Origin of the sequence: Limosilactobacillus coleohominis, from assembly GCF_016901675.1 — a bacterium.
GTDB lineage: Bacteria > Bacillota > Bacilli > Lactobacillales > Lactobacillaceae > Limosilactobacillus > Limosilactobacillus intestinavium.
This window is the reverse complement of record NZ_JACJKU010000024.1, coordinates 1-21013: the sequence shown is the minus strand read 5'-3', so window position 1 is coordinate 21013 and position 21013 is coordinate 1. Positions and strand designations below refer to the sequence as shown.

General features: G+C 42.7%; 19 protein-coding genes. 2 read left to right on the top strand and 17 right to left on the bottom strand.

Annotation, left to right across the window (positions count from 1 at the left end):
* Positions 1-126: 126 nt before the first annotated feature.
* The 16 genes from H5975_RS03655 to H5975_RS03580 form a co-directional block, all read right to left on the bottom strand.
* A complete protein-coding gene (locus H5975_RS03655; protein ID WP_178661237.1) occupies positions 127-822 on the bottom strand; it encodes a 2,3-diphosphoglycerate-dependent phosphoglycerate mutase in 696 nt (231 codons plus the stop codon).
* Between the two features lie 105 nt (positions 823-927).
* Positions 928-2181 (bottom strand): phosphoribosylamine--glycine ligase, encoded by a 1254-nt coding sequence (gene purD / locus H5975_RS03650; protein WP_204784911.1) that lies wholly within the window; start codon positions 2179-2181, stop codon positions 928-930.
* A gap of 27 nt (positions 2182-2208) precedes the next feature.
* Positions 2209-3747, bottom strand: a complete 1539-nt coding sequence (gene purH / locus H5975_RS03645; RefSeq protein ID WP_204784910.1) for a bifunctional phosphoribosylaminoimidazolecarboxamide formyltransferase/IMP cyclohydrolase — start codon at positions 3745-3747, stop codon at positions 2209-2211.
* Between the two features lie 7 nt (positions 3748-3754).
* On the bottom strand, positions 3755-4333 hold the full coding sequence (purN, locus tag H5975_RS03640) for a phosphoribosylglycinamide formyltransferase (RefSeq protein ID WP_204784909.1): 579 nt from the start codon (positions 4331-4333) through the stop codon (positions 3755-3757).
* A gap of 8 nt (positions 4334-4341) precedes the next feature.
* Positions 4342-5379 carry a phosphoribosylformylglycinamidine cyclo-ligase gene (gene purM / locus H5975_RS03635; protein WP_204784908.1) on the bottom strand — a complete coding sequence of 346 codons (1038 nt, stop codon included), beginning with the start codon at positions 5377-5379 and terminating at the stop codon, positions 4342-4344.
* Positions 5376-6839, bottom strand: a complete 1464-nt coding sequence (purF, locus tag H5975_RS03630; RefSeq protein ID WP_204784907.1) for an amidophosphoribosyltransferase — start codon at positions 6837-6839, stop codon at positions 5376-5378. Before purF ends, purM begins: the two co-directional genes overlap by 4 nt.
* On the bottom strand, positions 6815-9043 hold the full coding sequence (gene purL, locus H5975_RS03625) for a phosphoribosylformylglycinamidine synthase subunit PurL (RefSeq protein WP_204784906.1): 2229 nt from the start codon (positions 9041-9043) through the stop codon (positions 6815-6817). Before purL ends, purF begins: the two co-directional genes overlap by 25 nt.
* 12 nt (positions 9044-9055) lie before the next feature.
* Complete coding sequence (gene purQ / locus H5975_RS03620; RefSeq protein WP_204784915.1) at positions 9056-9730, bottom strand: phosphoribosylformylglycinamidine synthase subunit PurQ; 675 nt, start codon at positions 9728-9730, stop codon at positions 9056-9058.
* Between the two features lie 2 nt (positions 9731-9732).
* Positions 9733-9978, bottom strand: coding sequence for a phosphoribosylformylglycinamidine synthase subunit PurS (gene purS / locus H5975_RS03615; RefSeq protein WP_204784905.1), 246 nt, complete (start codon positions 9976-9978; stop codon positions 9733-9735).
* On the bottom strand, positions 9978-10700 hold the full coding sequence (purC, locus tag H5975_RS03610) for a phosphoribosylaminoimidazolesuccinocarboxamide synthase (protein ID WP_204784914.1): 723 nt from the start codon (positions 10698-10700) through the stop codon (positions 9978-9980). The genes purS and purC overlap by 1 nt, the downstream gene beginning before the upstream one ends.
* Before the next feature lie 338 nt (positions 10701-11038).
* Positions 11039-12334, bottom strand: a complete 1296-nt coding sequence (gene purB, locus H5975_RS03605) for an adenylosuccinate lyase (RefSeq protein WP_204784904.1) — start codon at positions 12332-12334, stop codon at positions 11039-11041.
* A gap of 66 nt (positions 12335-12400) precedes the next feature.
* Positions 12401-13555 carry a 5-(carboxyamino)imidazole ribonucleotide synthase gene (purK, locus tag H5975_RS03600; RefSeq protein ID WP_428832679.1) on the bottom strand — a complete coding sequence of 385 codons (1155 nt, stop codon included), beginning with the start codon at positions 13553-13555 and terminating at the stop codon, positions 12401-12403.
* Positions 13518-14003, bottom strand: a complete 486-nt coding sequence (purE, locus tag H5975_RS03595; RefSeq protein WP_204784903.1) for a 5-(carboxyamino)imidazole ribonucleotide mutase — start codon at positions 14001-14003, stop codon at positions 13518-13520. The genes purK and purE overlap by 38 nt, the downstream gene beginning before the upstream one ends.
* Before the next feature lie 157 nt (positions 14004-14160).
* A complete protein-coding gene (guaD, locus tag H5975_RS03590) occupies positions 14161-15480 on the bottom strand; it encodes a guanine deaminase (RefSeq protein ID WP_204784902.1) in 1320 nt (439 codons plus the stop codon).
* Between the two features lie 12 nt (positions 15481-15492).
* On the bottom strand, positions 15493-17154 hold the full coding sequence (locus H5975_RS03585; protein WP_204784901.1) for a formate--tetrahydrofolate ligase: 1662 nt from the start codon (positions 17152-17154) through the stop codon (positions 15493-15495).
* A gap of 112 nt (positions 17155-17266) precedes the next feature.
* Entirely contained in the window at positions 17267-18307 is a 1041-nt protein-coding gene (locus tag H5975_RS03580; RefSeq protein WP_204784900.1) for an AI-2E family transporter, read from the bottom strand.
* 127 nt (positions 18308-18434) lie between these two features.
* On the opposite strand from H5975_RS03580, the gene H5975_RS03575 reads away from it, so the two are divergent.
* Positions 18435-19532, top strand: coding sequence for an AI-2E family transporter (locus H5975_RS03575; RefSeq protein WP_204784899.1), 1098 nt, complete (start codon positions 18435-18437; stop codon positions 19530-19532).
* Between the two features lie 80 nt (positions 19533-19612).
* Positions 19613-20791 (top strand): SAM-dependent methyltransferase, encoded by a 1179-nt coding sequence (locus H5975_RS03570; protein WP_204784898.1) that lies wholly within the window; start codon positions 19613-19615, stop codon positions 20789-20791.
* A gap of 78 nt (positions 20792-20869) precedes the next feature.
* On the opposite strand, the gene H5975_RS03565 is transcribed toward H5975_RS03570, so the two are convergent.
* On the bottom strand, positions 20870-21013 hold a 144-nt coding region (locus tag H5975_RS03565), incomplete at its 5' end, for an IS3 family transposase (RefSeq protein ID WP_204784912.1).

Sequence of the window (21013 nt, the reverse complement as noted above, 5' to 3'; positions counted from 1 at the left end):
TAGGCAACCAAACACCGCTTCAGTATGAGCAGTATCTAGTTGCCTAGAAAAATATTTATTCAATTATTAAGCCAGAATATTCAACTTCCAACTTTTTGGGTACACGTCACTTTTCATTATTTAAAATTAGTCAATGTCATACTTTTCTTTGCTAAGCACGTTCAGCTTATCATCAAAGTCATAAACAACTGGTTGACCAGTAGCCATTTCCAAGTTCATGATGTCTTCATCAGAAATTTGTTCAATGTACTTGGAAAGGGCCCGTAATGAGTTACCGTGGGCTGCAATGATAACGTTCTTGTTATCAAGAAGCTTTGGTGCAATTTCGTCTTGCCACAAAGGAATAACCCGTTCCAATGTAACCTTTAAGTTTTCACCACCAGGAATAGCACGTGGATCCAAGCTTGCGTAACGACGATCCTTAGCAGCAGAGCCTTCGTCATCAGCACTCAGCAATGGTGGTAACACATCGTATGAACGACGCCAAATGTGCACTTGTTCGTCACCGTACTTTTCAGCAGCCTTCTTCTTGTTGTGGCCTTGAAGAGCACCGTAGTGACGTTCGTTCAGACGCCAAGTCTTGAATTCAGGAATCCAAAGTTGATCACATTCTTCAAGAGCGTAGTGTAAAGTCTTGATCGCACGCTTCAAAACTGAAGTGTAAGCGTAGTCGAATTGCAGACCGTGTTCAGCAATTGCCTTACCAGCAGCCTTAGCTTGTTCAACACCCTTTTCACTTAAATCAACGTCAACCCAACCAGTAAATTGGTTAGAAAGGTTCCATTCACTTTGACCGTGACGAATTAATACTAATTTAGCCATGTTCAATTGACCTCTTTCTTCTTATAATCTCGCAATAAAATGCATTACTACAATATTTTAATCCATTCACCGCTAAATTCCAATAGCATCGACGAGATTGTTTCACTAGAGGTTTGCCTTGGCACCAATATCATGACGGTAAAAGCATTGGTGCCATTCATGATGATCAAGGTATTGGTAAACTCGGTCATGTGCCTCCTGCAGTGATTCAGCTTTAGAAAGAACCATCAGCAAACGGCCACCATTACCCTTTAAATCATCTATAGTTCCGGCAACGTTGGCAAAGTCAATCTCCACATCACTAGCATCCGGCAGCTTGCCTAATTGCTGACCATGAACTGGACTCGTTGGATAACCTTCTGATGCCACCACAACTCCAAAAGTGGCTAATGGACTAATCTGAACATCAGGCATTGGTTCATCATTAATTGCCGCATCCACTAATTCATACAAGTCCGTATCTAAGCGGGGAAGAATGACTTCGGTTTCCGGATCCCCTAGCCGAACGTTATATTCAATTACCTTTGGTCCGGCGTCTGTAAGGATCAAGCCAATATAAAGAATACCGTGATAATGATAGTCACCGGCCACTAGCCCCTTCACAGTTGGTTCGACTACTTCCTTAACCATCCGCTGGTAATCAGCTTCTTTCAGCTGTGGCAACGGACTGTATGAACCCATTCCACCAGTGTTAGGACCTTTATCACCATCGTAAGCTCGTTTATGATCCTGTGCCATTGGTAAGATCCGGTAATGACCATTACTCAGTAACAAAAACATCGAATATTCAGGGCCAACCAGGCATTCTTCCAGAACCAATCGTGACTGACCATTGGCAAACATTTCTTTAATAGTACTGGTAGCTTCGTCCCGGTTCTGAGCAATGACAACCCCCTTGCCGCCAGCTAAACCATTTTCCTTGATCACTAACGGAAAGCCAAATTCATCAATACCATTTAACGCTGCTGTTTGATCACGATAACTGTGGTGCTTAGCTGTTGGAACTCCATAATGGTTCATGAAATTCAAGGCGTAATCTTTGGACCCTTCTAATTGTGCTGCCCGCGCATTAGGGCCAAAAATTTTTAACCCTGCTGCATGAAAGTCGTCGACAATTCCTTCGACCAGGTCATCTTCTGGTCCTACGAACGTCCAAGCTATATCATGATTTTTCGCAAATTCAATTAACTCTGGAAAATTATCTTCCTCGATTGCAACCGTTTCAACATTAATCGTTGCCATGCCCACATTTCCTGGTGCGCAATAAACTTGATTTACGTGTGGGCTCTGTTGCAGTTTTTTAGCAATTGCAAATTCACGACCGCCTTCACCGACCACTAACACATTATGCTTTTCCATTGGCTTCTCCTTTTAAATTCCTCTCAATTAATGACGGAAATGCCGAACTCCAGTTGTTACCATTGCAATTCCGTACTTATTAGCCATATCAATTGATTCTTGATCCCGAATTGAACCACCCGGTTGAACGACCGCCTTAATACCGTGTTGGCCAGCAAATTCGACACAATCACCAAATGGGAAGAAGGCATCTGAAGCCATCACAGTATGTTCATCAATATCATCACCAGCATGGTGAACCGCGATCTTCAGCGAGTCAATCCGGTTTGGCTGACCTTCACCAACTCCCAGTGTCCGGTCGTTGTTAGCTACTACAATGGCATTGGACTTGGCGTGTTTAACAGCTTTCCATGCAAACATCAGAGCCTTGAGTTGCTCTTCAGTTGGTTGAACATCTGTCACACATTTCCAATCATGGTAATCTTCGTCCAAAGTATCTTGATCCTGCATTAACAGACCACCCATGACTGAAACTACTTCGCGGCGTGGTTGTTCATCCTTCTTAGTGAAATCAACCGTTAATAAGCGGATATTCTTTTTCTTAGCTAATAATTCATAAGCATCATCGTCAAATCCTGGTGCGACGACAATTTCAAGAAAGATCTTGTGCATTTTTTCCGCGGTAGCAAGGTCAACTTTGCGGTTCAAAGCAATCACTCCGCCAAAAATTGATACTGGATCAGCTTCATAAGCACGATCCCATGCTTGCTCTAAGGTATCACCTTGACCAATGCCACATGGATTCATATGCTTCATTGCCACAACGGTTGGACGGTCAAATTCACGAATGCACCGAAGGGCTTCGTCAGCGTCCTTAATGTTGTTGTAAGACAGTTCCTTGCCATGAAGCTGTTGTGCAGACAGAATTGAGTAAGCCTTTGGCATTGCATCTTGATATAACCATGCCTGTTGATGGGAATTTTCACCATAACGCATCGTTTCTTTCAGGTCATACGTTAACGTTAACTTTTCAGGATCAGCTAAACCTTCCTGTTTAGTTAAATATTGTGAAATCAAAGCATCATATGCAGCGGTAGTTCTAAAAGCCTTTGCTCCTAACTTAGTCCGTGTTTCAAGAGTGGTGTTCCCGTTTTCCTGAATTTCATGTAGGACTTGGTCATAGTCGTTGATATCAACCAAAATCGTTACATCGCGATAATTTTTCGCTGCTGAACGAACCATGGAAGGACCACCAATATCAATATTTTCAATGGCATCCGCTAAGGAAACATCTGGTTGTTCAATGGTTTGCTTAAATGGATATAAGTTGACACAAACCAAATCAATCGGGGTGATTGATAACTTCTTAAGAGTTTCCATATGTTCAGGAACCTCGCGCCGAGCTAACAGGCCACCGTGAACATAGGGGTTAAGGGTTTTAACCCGCCCATCAAGAATTTCTGGAAAATGGGTAACATCTTCAATGCTAATGGTTTTAACACCAGCATCATCAAGGACCTGTTTAGTCCCACCAGTTGAGACGATTTCAAACCCAGCTTTTTCCAAGCCTTGTACAAATGGAACCAAATTAGTTTTATCGGAAACACTGACTAAAGCACGTTTCATGGTTAATTTACTCCTTTTCTGTGAGTGCGGTTAGTACTTTTTTAATTGCTTGTGGATATAAACGATGTTCTGTAGCGTGAACACGAGCTTCAACATCAACTAGCGAATCGCTAGGATAAATCGGAACGTGTTCCTGCATGATAATGGGTCCCGAATCAAGTCCACTATCAATAAAGTGAACCGTGACGCCAGTTTCATGACGGTGGTCATTGTAGGCCCGTTCAATGGAATGCAATCCCGGATATTCAGGTAACCAAGCGGGGTGCAAGTTAACAATTCGTCCCTCGTAATAGTCCAAAATTGTTGGTCCCACAACCCGCAAATAACCTGCTAAAGCAATGAAATCAATATGCTTAGCTTGCAGTAGGTGCAAGATTTTAGTTTCATATTCTTTCTTGCCACCGGATTCTTTAACGGTCCAGCTATAAGCAGGAACGCCAAGCCGCTTTGCCCGGTTCATTACATTAGCATCCGGGTGGTCACAAAATAACAGCGCCACTTCTCCAGGTAACTGATGCTTTTGAAATTGATTTGTTAATTCTTCAAAGTTCGTTCCGTTTCCGGAAGCAAAAATTGCAACTTTCATTTTTCTCCTCATTGCAGTACGATTTTTTCTTCATCCTGTGGACGTTCAACCAATTGACCAATCTGATAACTAGACTGATTAGCATCCTGTAGGCGCGCCTGAACAGTTGCCACATTTTGCGGTGCAACGGCCAGCACCAGACCAATTCCCATATTAAAGGTGTTCCAGCAATCATCTGCACTTAAATTGCCCAACTTTTGTAAGTACTGGAAGACCGGCAATGTCGGCCACGTATCAGTTTTGATTTGTGCTTGCAAATGGTCGTCAATCATTCGCGGAACATTTTCAATCAAACCACCACCCGTGATATGACTGATACCATTAATCAGGTTGTCTTTAAGAAGCGGCAAAATAGCTTGAACATAGATCCTGGTTGGTGTCAAAATCGTTTCGCCGACTGTTGCCCCTTGTAATTCCACAGGCCGATCATCCAAGGCGACATCATGGTCCTTAAAGAGAATCTGACGAACGAGTGAAAACCCGTTTGAATGAAGACCACTCGATGGCAATCCCAATAACACGTCACCATTTTGGGGACGTTCAGTCGTCAATAACTGGTCCTTTTCTGCCACCCCAGTCACGGTCCCGGCTAAATCGTATTCATCTGGTGAATACATGTCTGGCATTTCGGCAGTTTCACCACCAATTAAAGCTGCTCCTGCTTGTCGACATCCTTCGGCAACTCCTTCAACAATGTCCGCCATCTTTTGCGGTTCATTATGTCCAGTAGCAATGTAATCTAAGAAGAAGAGCGGCTCTGCGCCTTGGGCCAAAACATCGTTGACACACATCGCAACTACATCCTGACCAATCGTTGTGTGACGATTCAGCCGTTGTGCAATTAGCAATTTAGTACCCACGCCATCAGTTCCTGAAACCAGCACCGGGTGTTGAATATGCAAAGCGCCAAGATCAAACATGCCGCCAAATGCACCAATTCCGCTCATCGTACCAGGACGGTTGGTTGATTGAACCTTCGCTTTAATACGGTCAACTAATTCATATCCGGCATGGATATCAACTCCAGATTCTTCGTAACGGCTCATCCGATACGCTCCTTTCGTTCACGACGTTCTTGTTCGCTTAATGAAGCTAAGTACTTATCTTCGTAATCATACAGTGGGGTTGGGTAATCTCCATTAAAGTAGGCCACTGTCAAACCACCATATGGAGCGTCACCTGCATCTGGAACATTGATTGCCTTAACAAGATTGTCAACTGACAAAAAGTTCAACGAATCGGCACCGATCTTGTCACGCATTTCTGCCACACTATAATGGGCAGCCATTAATTCCGACCGAGTAGAAACGTCAATTCCATAGAAGCAAGGGAATTTAAATGGCGGTGACGAAATTAACATGTGCACTTCTTTAGCTCCCGCTTCCCGAAGCATCTTTACAATTTGTTTCGAAGTGGTTCCCCGGACAATGGAATCGTCAACCACTGCAACGCGCTTTCCTTCAACCACCCCGCGAACAGCAGAAAGCTTCATGTGCACTCCCCGTTCACGAAGTTCTTGCGTTGGTTGAATAAAAGTTCTGGCAACATATTGACTCTTAATGAGCCCCATTTCATAAGGCAACCCAATTTCTTCAGCGTACCCGCTGGCCGCAGAGAGTGATGAATTTGGCACCCCAATAACCATATCTGCATCTACTGGATGTTCTTTTGCTAACAACCGACCCATTCGCTTCCGTGCATTGTGAACGGTAACTCCATGGATAATTGAATCTGGTCGCGCAAAATAAATGTATTCCATAGAACAAATTGCCAACTTGGTGTTCGTCGTATAGTGATCTTCATGAAGGCCATTCTGATCGATAATAATGAGTTCACCTGGTTGAACATCACGAATGAACTTAGCGTTCACAATATCTAAGGCACATGATTCACTCGCAACGACGTATGCACCATTTGGTAATTGGCCAATACAAAGTGGTCGAATACCATTCGGGTCCAATGCAGCAATTAATCGATCCTTTTGCAATAAGAGAAAGGCAAAACCACCCTTAACTTCATTCAAACTCTGTTTCAGTGCCGGAATAAATCCGTCCTGAATATGTTTCCTAACGAGGTGAATTAAGATTTCTGTATCGGAATCTGATTGGAAAACCGCCCCTTCGTCTTCTAACTGACGACGCAGTGTGACAGCATTGGTGAGGTTCCCATTGTGGGCTAAAGCAACATCGCCATCGTGGAACCGAAACAAGAATGGTTGGACATTTTGAATAGAATTTCTGCCGGCAGTTCCATAGCGGACGTGACCGATAGCCGCATCACCAACCAGGCCATCCAAGTCGGCTGGATTCTTAAATACTTGGGCCAGCAAACCACGATCCCGGTGTTGATACATTTCTTCATGATCAGTGGTCACAATTCCGGCCCCTTCTTGTCCCCGGTGTTGGAGGGTATGTAAACCTAAATATGTTAATTGATTCGCGTGGGGAACGCCAAATACGCCGAATACCCCACATTCTTCATTTAGTCCTTTGATTTCAGCTGGCACGGGAGCGCCTCCTTATATAACTTCTTCAAATCAGTGAGGTTTTCATTCATTTCCGCATTTTGTAAATGAAGTTCTAACCAGTGAGTGTTCGTTACTTGCCCTATGTATTGAGCATCTGGACCCATTTCATTTTCAAAGGTTTCTCTTGCATCTGCTGGGACTGTTACAACTAGACGCCCTGCTGTTTCACTGAAAAGTTGAGCAGCAGTAAGAGAACGTAAATCTAATTGCATCCCGGTTTCTCCTTGGAACAACATCTCAGCAAGGGCAACTCCTAAGCCACCTTCACTAATATCGTGCGCAGCAGTAACGTTACCCGCTACCATTTGTTGGTGAAGCTTTTGGCAATATTCATGAATTGCTTGTAAATCCAAAGCAGGTAATGTTCCGGAAAGGTCGCCATTCAGCATCTTTTGTAATTCAGATCCTGCATAGTCGTCACCAGTCTTACCAATTAGGTAAACTGCGTCGCCAGCATGGGTAGCAAACGATGGAATAACGTGATCCAAGTTCTTGATTAAACCAACCATCCCGACCATTGGGGTTGGATAAATGGCATTGCCATTATTTTCGTTATAGAGAGAAACATTCCCAGAAATAACTGGAGTATCAAAGATCCGACATGCATCCGCCATCCCTTGAATAGAGTGGTGTAATTCCCAGAAAATTTCGGGATCGTTAGGGTCACCATAATTTAAACAATCGGTAATGGCTAATGGTTCTGCCCCGCTAGCAATGATATTGGTCATTGCTTCAGTGACGGCCATTTGACCACCAATTTCTGGATCCAGGTAAACAAAGCGGCCGTTTCCATCAGTGGTCATCGCTAAGCCTTTGTGGTAACCACGAATCCGAATAATTCCCGCATCACTACCAGGACCAGCAACTGTGGAGGTCCGCACTTGGGTATCGTATTGTTGCGTCAACACTTCATCACTAGCGATCGTTGGTCGTTGTAATAATTGACGCAATGTCTTAGCAGGGTTGTCGATGGTTGGTTGCCAGGCCGGTTCGTCCTGAGCTTTTTGGAGACGAGCGGGTTTTTGTTCTTCGCTTGCTTCTTCTAATACGTCGTCAGTCAAACTAGCAACTGGAATATGACAAACTTCTTGACCGTCATGATGTAAAACATAATCATGTCCTTCAGTAATTCGACCGATGGTGACAGCATCTAAATCATATTTGTCAAAAATCTTCTTAACGTCTTCTTCATGGCCTTTGTTCACACACAAGAGCATCCGTTCCTGAGATTCACTCAACATAATTTCATAAGCTGACATGCCAGTTTCCCGTTGGGGAACTAAATCAAGGTTCAATTCCATCCCGGACTTACCTTCAGAAGCCATTTCGGCACTGGATGACACAATTCCAGCAGCACCCATATCTTGAATTCCGACTAGCCAGTCAGCATGGTTATGAATCAGTTCCAAACATGCTTCCATCAGTAGTTTTTCCATGAATGGATCACCAACTTGAACGGCTGACCGTTGCGTAGCATTTTCGTCAGAAAAGTCTGCGGAAGCAAATGTGGCACCATGGATACCATCTCGACCAGTTTTAGCGCCCACATACATCACTGCATTACCAATTCCGGCCGCTTTTCCTTTTTGGATATCTTTTTGGTCCATTAGGCCAACGCTCATGGCGTTACATAGGATATTGCCTTGATAGCAAGGATCAAAAGTGGTTTCTCCAGCTACCGTTGGAATCCCCATACAATTACCATAGTCACCAATTCCCTTAACGGTATCAGCAACTTTCATCCGCATTTGAGGATCATCTAATTCGCCAAAATGCAGTGAGTCCAGTGAAGCAATGGGACGTGCCCCCATACTGAAAATGTCCCGGAGAATTCCACCAACACCGGTTGCGGCACCTTGGTATGGTTCAACAGTTGTTGGGTGGTTGTGGCTTTCAGCTTTAAATACCACTGCTTGACCATCATCAATGTCCACAACCCCTGCACCTTCACCAGGGCCTTGCAATACCCGTGCATTTTTATTAGGAAACAGCCGTAATACCGGCTTGGATTTTTTGTATGAACAGTGTTCACTCCACATTGCTGAAAACAATCCAGTTTCAGTAAAGTTCGGTAATCGTCCCAATAATTGGTCGGCAATGTAGTTGTATTCTTTTTCCGTTAAGCTCCAGTCAAGATATGGCTTTTGTTCTTTGATTTCTTCTGGTGTCATCGCTTGTTCCATCGTTTTCCCTCACTATGCTTTAACTGTGCCGTTGAATAATAATGATTTAAAGAGTCGTAACCCATCAGTATTGCCAAGAATAGCTTCGACAGCTCGTTCCGGATGTGGCATCATTCCCAAAACGTTGCCTTGTTCATTAGTAATTCCTGCAATATTTCTGAGTGACCCATTTGGGTTTTCATCCGCATACCGAAAGACCACTTGGTGATGATCCTCTAATTGATCAAGGGTCTGTTGACTGGCTACATAACAACCATCGGCATGTGCAATTGGCAAGTTAATCCGTTCATGGACCTGGTATTCGCTAGTAAAGAGCGTCTGATTGTTAACAACTTCTAGCGGTACAGTCTTGCAAACAAACTTTTGTCCATTGTTATGTTTCAGTGCTCCTGGTAGCAATCCCGCTTCAGTTAAAATTTGGAATCCGTTGCAGGTTCCAAAAACTGGTTTACCAGCGTGTGCCATTTTAACAACGGCTGGCATAATATTCGTGAACCGGGCAATGGCTCCAGAGCGCATGTAATCACCATAAGAGAAGCCACCTGGTAGCATCACCGCATCAAAACCATCTAAGCTAGTTGCTCGGTGTGAAACATATTCAACATCAACGTGACAAACCGTGTGCAGTGCTTCATAAAGGTCCACATCACAATTAGATCCAGGAAAAACTACTACTGCAATCTTCATCATCAATCCCCCAGTACTTGGTAGGTGTAAGTTTCCATATTGAAATTAACCAATAATTTAGTAGCAATATCTTTAACAACTGTATCAATCTGATCTGGCATCGTATCTAAACTGAGGTCAAAGAACTTACCAACTTTTACTGATTCGACTTCTGGATGACCAATTGTGTGAACAGTCTTGGTAATCGTGTCACCCTGGGGATCAAATACAGATTGCTTATAAGTTACAAAAACACGTACATTTACCATTAATCTCCCTCCGCAATTGCCTTTTTCAAACGGTCATAAACTTCATCATAAGTAGTGGTAATATCAGCTAAATTCTTCCGGAACACATCCTTATCCATATGTGCGTTCGTTTTGATATCCCATAAACGACAATTGTCAGGAGAAAATTCATCTGCCAAAACTAAAGTGCCATCAGGTAATTTCCCAAATTCTAGTTTAAAGTCCACGAGCTTCATCCCAGCATTAGCGAACAGCTTGGTTAATAGAACGTTGCATTGCCGTGCTAATGCCCAGCACTTTTGATAATCGTCAGCAGTACATGCCTTGATCGCAATCGCATCCGATTCGTTAGCAAATGGGTCGTCAAGTTCATCGCTCTTATAGAAAGTTTCTTCTACTGGTTGGTCCAAAGGAGTTCCTTCTTCCAATCCAAAACGTGAAGCAAAGTGACCAGCGATGATGTTACGGGTGACAAATTCCAAACGGATCATGTCACACTTCTTAACTAATTCTTCTGTATCAGAGAGACGCTTAACAAAGTGAGTAGGAATCCCCTTTTTAATCAGGTATTGGAAAACCAAGGTTGAAATGTCATTAGCAGCGGTCCCCTTACCAGCAAAGTGATCCTTGCGCTTACCATTCAACATGGTTGCTTGATCTAAATAAACTACCCGTAATAATTCAGGGTCATCCGTTGACCACATTTGCTTAGCTTTTCCCGAATACAGTAACTTTTCCATGATTATTAATGCTCCTTTTTGTATAAAACACGAACTATAATATGGATTTTTGATTAAGTAGTTCGCTAATGATCGTCATAAGCATATCAACTCCTTAGTTAATTGTCAACGTGATTCGCCAACTTTATTTAACAAATTATTTTTAATGTTCGTGTTTATGATGGAAGTGGGAGTCAAGAAGACCATAACTTTAGTTAAACTACAAACATCAAATGCAAACAGCGCAGTACAACAATGGGGTCTAGCACTCGGTAAACCGAACGTTAGACCCCTTTTGGTGCTTGTCACATGCAAAAAAGCTCCCAAGAACATTCTCCTGGGAGCTTAAATATAATCAGTATTTAGTCTAAGCCAATCCGCTTATAAATATCATCAACATGACGCAAGTGCCAGTGATAATCAAAGGCGTCATTAAGGTCTTCCTTGGTTAACTGCTTTTGAATTGTTGGGTCGGCTTCTAGTAATGGACGGAATGGAATTTGTTCAGCCCAGCACTTAGCGGTGTATGGTTGAATTAAATCGTACGCATCTTCACGTGTCATTCCGGAATTAACTAACTTCAGTAAAACACGACCTGAGTAAATCAAGCCCAGTGTCTTTTCCATATTCTTCTTCATCGTTTCAGGGAAGACATCCAAGTTCTTCAAAATCCGGCCGAAACGTTTCAGCATGTAGTCCAACAATGAAGTGGCGTCCGGCAAAATCATCCGTTCTGCGCTTGAGTGAGAAATATCTCTTTCGTGCCATAGTGATACATCTTCATATGCAGGAACCATGTAACCACGTAATACCCGTGCACATCCGGTGATGTTTTCTGAACCAATTGGGTTCCGCTTGTGAGGCATTGCGGAGGATCCCTTTTGACCCTTGGCAAAGTGTTCTTCTACTTCATGAATTTCGGTCCGTTGCAAAGAACGAATTTCAGTAGCCATTTCTTCCAAACTAGTTCCTACCAGAGCAATCGCAGCAATGTAAGCAGCATGAAGGTCACGTGGTAATACTTGGGTTGAGATTTCTTGTGGACGAATGCCTAACTTATCGCAGACGTACTTTTCAACAAATGGGTCAACTTCGGCAAAAGTACCAACCGCACCGGAAATCTTCCCAGCTTCAACACCCTTAGCAGCTTCATCAAAGCGTTTCTTATTCCGCTTCATTTCTGAATACCACCGGGCTGCCTTCAAGCCAAAAGTCGTTGGTTCCGCATGAATACCATGGGTCCGTCCCATACAAACGGTGTACTTGTACTTTTCGGCCATTTCTTTCAACACATCCATGAAGTTATCAATATCTTCACGAAGAAGGTCATTGGCTTTCTTCAACCGGTAACCTTGGGCAGTATCAACAACGTCAGTACTGGTCATTCCATAGTGAACCCACTTCCGTTCTGGCCCTAATGACTTTGAAACGTCACGAGTGAAGGCAATTACGTCGTGGTGGGTAACAGCTTCAATTTCTGCAATTCCATCTACGGAAAACTTCGCATTCTTCTTAATCTTTTCTACGTCTTCAGCAGGAATGTGACCTAATTTACTCCAAGCTTCATCCGCAGCAATTTCGACTTCCAACCAGCATTGGTACTTGGTTTGGTCGCTCCAAATGTGTTTCATTTCAGGACTTGTATAACGATCAATCATTAGTTAAAATTCCTTTCTTTTTTATCAATAATTCCATTCTATACTGTTTTCAATTGTTTGTGGGAACTAATTCTCCCAAATTCCGCTATCTTCAATTTCACGTAACGTTTGATCAAAATCATCGGTAAGGATCGTGACGTGTCCCATCTTCCGATTATGACGAATTTCCGCTTTACCATAATCATGGTAATGCCAATTAGGGTGTTGTGTAATTTGTTCTCGAACCTTTTCAACATGTTGTCCCAAAACATTAACCATAATCACTGGTTTCAACAGTTCAATTTTGGGCAGTGGCCAGTTGCAAATAGCCCGATTATGAATCGCAAATTGGGAAAAATTACATGCTTCGATGGAATAGTGCCCTGAATTGTGCGGACGCGGTGCTAATTCATTAATATATATCTGATCGTCTTGCCCAATAAACATTTCAACTCCTAGAATGCCCCGCAGATCGATTGCTTTGGCAATTTGGGTCGCCATAGCTTCCGCCTTAGCACGTAATTGCGGACTAATCCGCGCAGGGACAATGCTAATATGTAAAATTTCGTGATGGTGGATATTTTCGGAAACCGGAAAAGTTGTAATGTCACCATTCTCGTTTCTAGCAACCATCACTGAACATTCCATCCGAAATGGAACCCAGCCTTCAAGAATACAATTACCGGTTTGCAGAATCCCTTCACATTTGGCCAGGTCCGCAGCGCTGTGAAGTACCTCTTGACCATGGCCATCATAACCGCCTTCACAGGTCTTCAAAACACTTGGGTAACCAATTTTTTCAATCGCCGTTTCTAATTCTGCACGGTTGTGGACCGGCATAAATGGTGCCGTCTTCAAACCAGCATGATGCAAAAACGTCTTTTCCCGAATCCGGTCTTTAGTGGTGTATAGCAAATGTGTCCCTTGGGGAACATATGAAGTGTCAGCTACATCTTCCAACGCATTTAAATCAACATTTTCAAATTCATAGGTTAAAACATCAGACCGGTCAGCAAGTTGCTGAATTGCTTGCACATCTTCATAGGGAGCCACAATTTGATCATCCGCAACCTGACCAGCAGGGCAATGCGGAGTTGGATCCAAAATAATGACCTTCATACCAGTCTGTTTAGCGTCAAGTGCCAACATTTGCCCTAACTGGCCACCACCAATGATGCCAATTGTGGAACCTTGTTGAATCATCTTAGTCAAGGTGCGCCCCGCTTTCTTTAGCTTCGTCATGCATTTGCTGACGATATTGCACAATCTGTTGTTGGATTCGTGGATCAGTAACTCCTAAGATTTGTAGAGCTAATAGTGCGGCATTTTTAGCCCCAGCTTTACCAATCGCCGTCGTGGCCACAGGAATTCCTGCAGGCATTTGCACAATTGATAAGAGGGAGTCCATTCCACCAAGTGCCCGTGTTTGACCAGGAATTCCAATAACCGGTAATGGAGTGTTAGCGGCAACCATTCCTGGCAAGTGCGCTGCTCCACCAGCACAAGCAATAATCACTTTGGTGCCATTTTGAACCGCATTTTTTGCAAAAGCGAACATTTCATCTGGCATTCGGTGTGCAGAGATAACGTTCTTGTCATAATCAACACCAAACTGATCTAAAATCAGACAAGCTTCTTTAACTGTTGGCCAATCTGATTTACTACCCATAACAACACTGATTTTACTCATGACTAAATTCCTCCTTAAGCCTCCTTAAGGGTACCAAAGTTTTTGATGGAAAACAAGAACAATATAATATATTTAAATCGTTTTGTTCGTTTATATTTAAACTGCTAACAAATAAGCGCGACAGACTACTAAATCCATCGCGCTTTATCGTTCTATTCTATTTAACTAGCTTACCATTAACTAATACATGCCGAACATCATCCCGGTGTACTTGATATAGTAGCCGTTCAAAACGATTATCATCATTGTCAGTCACCTGTTGGAAACGTTCCTGAACAATTTGTAAGTCGGCTTGATACCCCGGTTTAATTGCACCAATTGGCAAGTGCAAGCTCTTACCGCCACCTACAGTTGCCAGGTAAAAGGCGTTCTTCATACTAATCCGTGAACCAGCCACTCCCTGATCTTCTGGAGCAACTCCGTCTTGGCGAATCTGCGATGACATAACAGCTTGACGAATATTGTCATAAATGCTTGGTGAATATCCACCTGAAATGTCAGTACCCATGCCAACCTTAATTTTATCATGCAAAAGCTCTTTAACCGCCATGATTCCATTGCCAAAATAAACATTGGAAATTGGGCAATGTGCTAATGCTGTATCTCGCTTTTTGACTAACTTACGGTCTGCCGCAGTCAACTGGGTAGCATGTGCCATGACCGACTTATCCGTTAATAGTCCAAACTGATCTAGCACTTCTGCATCGTGTTTACCAAACCGTTCAATTGCATAGTGATGTTCCCAAACACTTTCACTCAGGTGTGACTGAATCGGTAAATCATACTTTTGCGCTAGTTGACCTAGCCCACGCAATGTTTCGTCGGTACACGAAGGTACAAAACGAGGTGTAATTACCGGAATTGGAGATAATGCATTCCCCGAACCAAGATCCGTTAGCTGGTGAATAAAGTTTTCAGTATCTCCAATCGCAGTCTCACTAGATTCATCACGATAAAAAGCGGGTGTTTGGTCAGGATTATCCATTGCTACTCGACCAATTAAGCTCCGTAATCCCTGACGCATACATTCACGTGCCAGAATCAAATTAGCCTGGTTATGGATGGTTCCAAAGAATAACACTGTGGTGGTCCCATTATTCAGGAGTTCTTGAACCAACGTTGGGTATACTTGTTCAGCAAAGGCTGGGTCACGATACTTGGCTTCCAAGGGAAAAGTATAGTGTTGCAGCCAATCCTCTAATGGCAAGTCTAACGCTAATCCTGCATTAGGCCATTGTGGAGCGTGCACGTGCAGGTCAACAAACCCTGGTAGAATCACTTGGTCATCCGCGGCTTTGATTAATCGTCCCTCTCGCTGGGCTTGTTGAACAATCCCAGCATAGTCTCTATCACCGGGTTCAACAATGCGGTCAATAATTCCCTGTTGGTCAACGCAAATTAATGCTTGCGTGTGTAATTCAACCTGGTCTCGATCAACGGATGAATAATAATCACCCTGAATAACCTGTGCTATCATGATGTTCTCCTTTTAGAATAGTCCTTTGATCGTTCCGTTCTCGTCAATGGTCATGTTGACCGCAGCTGGTGTTTTGCCTAAGCCAGGCATCGTCATCATATTACCAGCTAACGCAACGATAAATCCGGCACCTAATTTTGGAACAAGTTCCCGAATATGGAAAGTAAATCCTTCCGGAGCACCTAATTGGTTTTTATCGTCAGTAAATGAATATTGCGTCTTGGCAATGCAGACTGGAAGGTCATTCCAACCAAATTCCGTAAATTGACGGAGCTGTTTTTTCGCTTTATTGCTGAACGAAACATCCTTAGCACCATATACCTGTGTAGCAATCGTCCGAATTTTTTCTTCAGGGGTTTGGTCTAAAGTGTATAGTTCGTGGAATTCACTTGGTTGATCAGCAAGTTTAACAACTTCTTTTGCCAAGTCTAAAGTACCATCGCCACCCTTAGCCCAGGCATCAGCGATGACGACGTTAACACCCAGCGCCCGACAATTATCTTCAATCATCTTGATTTCGGCATCAGTATCGGTAACAAAGTGATTAATTGCAACTACTAATGGAATACCAAATCGTTGCATGTTCTTGATATGCCGGTTTAAGTTTGCCATCCCCTTCTTTAGCTCAGGAAGATTTTCGTTCTTTAGTGCGGCTAATTCGGCACCGCCGTTGTATTCCAGAGCACGAACAGTAGCTACGATCACCATTGCATCAGGAGTCTTGCCAAGGACTCTTCGTTTAATGTCCAAGAACTTCTCTGCACCGAGGTCGGCACCAAATCCGGATTCAGTTACTGTGTAATCTGCTAAATTCATGGCTGCTTGAGTAGCCAAAACAGAGTTGCAACCATGTGCAATGTTGGCAAATGGTCCACCATGAATAATCGTTGGGGTATGGTCTAGTGTTTGGACAAGGTTAGGCTTAATAGCATCCTTCAAAAGAATTGTGATGGCATCTTCGAATCCTAATTGACTTACGGTCACTGGAACCTTATCGTGGGTGTAGCCAACTACAATTCGACCAACCCGGCGCTTGAGGTCCATCAAATCAGTTGACAAACAAAGAATTGCCATCAATTCTGAGGCAGCAGTAATGTCAAACCCAGTTTCCCGAGGAATTCCTTGCATGACACCGCCTAATCCAGTTACCACGTTCCGAAGTGCCCGATCATTGACATCTTCAACCCGTTTCCAAATAATCCGGCGTGGATCCAGACCCAATTCATTATCACGCATAATATAGTTATCCACGAGGGCAGCCAACGTGTTGTTGGCGCTGGTTAAGGCATGTAGGTCACCAGTAAAGTGCAGGTTAATGTCTTCCATTGGTACCACTTGGCTGTATCCACCACCAGTAGCACCACCTTTGATCCCAAAGACCGGTCCCATTGATGGTTCACGCATTGCAATGATCGTTTGATGGTTAAGCTTGTTAAGCGCGTCTCCTAATCCTACTAATACTGTCGATTTTCCTTCACCAGCCGGTGTCGGGTTAATCGAAGTTACTAATACCAGCTTGTGTTTTTTATTGTCGTTCTTTTTTAATGGGAGATTTAGCTTTGCCTTGTACTTACCGTATTGTTCAATATCGTCTTCAGATAAACCAATTTTTTCAGCAATCTTAGCAATTGGTTCCATTGTGGCTTGGTCAGCGATTTCAATATCTGTCAGCATTAGTAGGTTCCTCCTTATACTTTTAGCAAAACAAGAACTATATCTTCAAATAAATTGATATAGTTCGTAAATACATACATAGAATAATAGATTTATCTGCAAATGTAAATACTTATTTTTTCACCATTTCAGATCCGCGCCGTTGTTTTACCTGTTTGACGCCAAAAACATCCAGTAAGAAAGTGAAAATTGGCACACCAACAATTAATCCCCATGTTCCCCATAAATGTTCGGCAACTAATAAGACGACGAAGGTGTAGAAAATAGGCAATTCAGTACGGCTTGACATGAATTTAGGATTAAGAATATAGGCTTCAAGAGCATGGATCACCATGATCATAATGATAATGTAAATCACGTCACGAATACCGCCGACTTGATAACCAACGAGGCTGAGCGGTACTAAAGAAATGATGACTCCGGCAACAGGAACCAGGCTCAAAACAAACACCATTATACCTAAAGCAAAAATCTGGGGCATCTTCATAAATGACAAACAAATCATCGTTAGCGCCGTGTTACAAATCGCAATAAAGAATTGTGCTTCTAACACCACTCCAAAGGTATTTACGAAGGTCTTACCGAAATAATAAATGTCACCAAACAGCCAGTTTAAATATTTGGTTTCCAAAAACTGTCGTGAAAAATCTTCCATTTGTTGCAATTCAATCGTGTAGAAGAAACTTAAAATCAATGACATGAATACTGCGATTGTTAGCGTCCCAATCCGGGTTAACGTATCTACCGCAAAATTCATCCCGTGCTTTGCCTGGTCAATCAGCGTTGACGTGCTGACGTAACGGTTAATGTAGCGCATCAACCATTTCATGTCATCACTTTGATAGAATTTGACCATTGAGTTAACCATTTTCACAATTTCATTGATTAACATTGGCAAATAGTCGGTAACAACATAGTAAATCCCAAAGATGAGGATGATGTACGTAACGATTACAATGACGACCGTCGGAATCTTCGGTACCCATCGTTGAATCAACCGGACCCAGTGAACTATCAAGTAGGTAAAGATAAACGTCAATAGGATTGTGTTCATCATTCCCCTTGCAAGATAAAGAACCGCAATGAGCAATATCAATACCACCGTGCGGTGTAAGTGGACATTTCCCGTAAACTTTGCCCAAGCATTTTCCATTTTTTCACACCCTTTTTTGCATACTAGTTCAATTTTAACAGACCCGTATCAAATGTAAAAAGTATTCACGACAAATCATCAGAACGTGTAAAATAAAGTTATGAGTAAGATTTTGGAGGATTAAGTCGTGAAGAAACCCATTTTTGAAAGACAGCACCTGCCACTTTTTGTAACTTTATTCGGCCTTTACTTAGCTATTTCATACTGGCCGAGTGTGGCCAAATTTATTGGTCACGTATCCCATGCCACCATTCCACTTTTAGTGGGGGCCGTCCTGGCTTACATTATTAATATTCTCCTTAATCAATGGGAACATCTCTACGAGAAGTGTTTCCCTTCCAATCAGTCTCAGGGGTTAAAGCGCGGTATCTGTATTGCACTCTCTTACATTTCAATTGTGGTAATTCTGGGACTAGTACTTTGGCTAGTAATTCCGGAAGTCGTGGCCTGCGTAAAGTTATTGTTGGCTCATCATAGTCGGCTCATCCAACGAGCTGTGAAATATCTATCTAGTCACTCATTTAAATACATTGACCCAAACAAAATTAACTGGTCGGCCATTGTTAAGCAGGCCTCGGCTGGCGTTGGAGGAACCTACCAAGTAGTCAAGCATGCCGCTTCTCGTATTATCACATTTGGTACAACTTCAATCATTGCCATTTTCTTTTCAGTTTACTTACTGGTTTTCAAAGAAATGCTACGGCGACAATTTAACAAATTGGTTGACCTTTGGGTTCCTAAAGCAAAGGGCCAGATCATGTATATCATTAACGTCTTCGACTCCAGTTTTAGTGGCTATATTAGCGGCCAGTGCAAAGATGCCGCGATCCTTGGAATCTGCTGTTTCATCGGAATGACCATTCTCAGGTTGCCATATGCCTATATGATGGGAGCAGTAACAACCGTTACCGCCCTTATTCCGATTATTGGAGCCATTCTTGGTGCTTCTGTCGGCATTATTATTATCTTTGCTGTCTCCCCAGTAAAAGCTTTAATTTTTCTAATCTTTATTATTGTTTTGCAACAGCTAGACAACCGTATCACCTATCCGATTGTGGTTGGTAAATCCATTGATTTGCCAAGCGTCTGGGTATTCGTAGCGGTTATGGTTGGTGGCGGTGTCTCTGGAATCCTCGGGATGATGTTTACTGTGCCACTATTCTCAGCACTTTACCGGATTATTCGTGATCGAGCTGCGCTGCGTGCCTCTTCTTCAGATAAATAAATCATTCTGCTTCTTAGCGAATTTTTCAGATGGGTGTATAATAATTACTTGTTTAATATAAGAAAGAAGGAAACCCACACATGTTAGAAAAGACGTTCTACAAGCAATTGTTGAGTCGTTCATTCACTATTCCAGTTAAAATTGTTTTCTGGGATGGCAAGAGCGTTAACTACGGTGACGGCGAACCACAAGTTACCATTACTTTTAAGGAAAAAATTCCAATTAAGGAAATTACTCGGAACGCCTCAATTGCCCTTGGTGAAGCTTACATGGACCACAAAATTGAGATTGACGGCAGTATCCAAAAATTAATTGAATCTGCTTATGAAAGTGCCGACAGTTTCATGCGGAGTTCCAAGTTTCGGAAGTTCTTACCAAAGCAAGGTCACTCTGAAAAACAAAGTGAAGACGATGTACAAAGCCACTATGATGTTGGTAATGACTTCTACCGTCTTTGGTTAGATGATAATTTAACCTATTCTTGTGCGTACTTTACCGACGGCAATCACGACGACCTCAAAGCCGCTCAATTAGCTAAGGTTCACCATATTTTACAAAAGTTGGATCCAAAACCTGGCAAAACACTTTTAGACATTGGTTGTGGCTGGGGAACACTAATGCTTACTGCCGCTAAAGAATACGGCTTAAAGGTAACTGGGGTAACACTTAGTGAAGAACAATATCAATTAGTACAAAAGCGGATTGACGAAGAAGGTTTGAGCAACGTTGCCGAAGTAAAACTGATTGACTACCGTGAACTTGGTGATCGTCAATGGGATTACATTACTTCAGTCGGAATGTTCGAACACGTTGGTAAGGAAAACCTTGGTATTTACTTTAAAGATGTCGCTAAATACTTAGCCGACGACGGAGTAGCCTTAATTCACGGGATTACCCGTCAACAAGGCGGTGCCTACAATGGTTGGATTAACAAGTACATCTTCCCAGGTGGTTACGTTCCAGGTCTTGCCGAAATGGTTGACCACATTGAAGAAAACAAACTGCAAATTGCTGATATTGAAATGCTCCGGCGGCATTATCAACGGACTCTAGAAATCTGGGACCAAAACTTTAATGCTCACCGTGACCAAATTACTCAAATGATGGGTGACCGGTTTACCCGGATGTGGGATCTTTACCTCCAAGCATGTGCCGCTTCATTTGAATCAGGTAATATCGATGTTATCCAATACCTAATTACTAAGGGTGCCTCTGGTAAGAACTTACCAATGACTCGTAATTACATGCTTGAAAAATAAGAATTAAAAAGGATTGTGACGTGTACCCAAAAAGTTGGAAGTTGAATATTCTGGCTTAATAATTGAATAAATATTTTTCTAGGCAACTAGATACTGCTCATACTGAAGCGGTATTTGGTTGCCTAGTTTTGTTTGAATGCGTCGTTCATTATAGAAGTGAAGCCACTCTTCAACCGCTTGTTTTAGTTCATCTTGATTGCGATAACGTGTATCGGCCTCGAT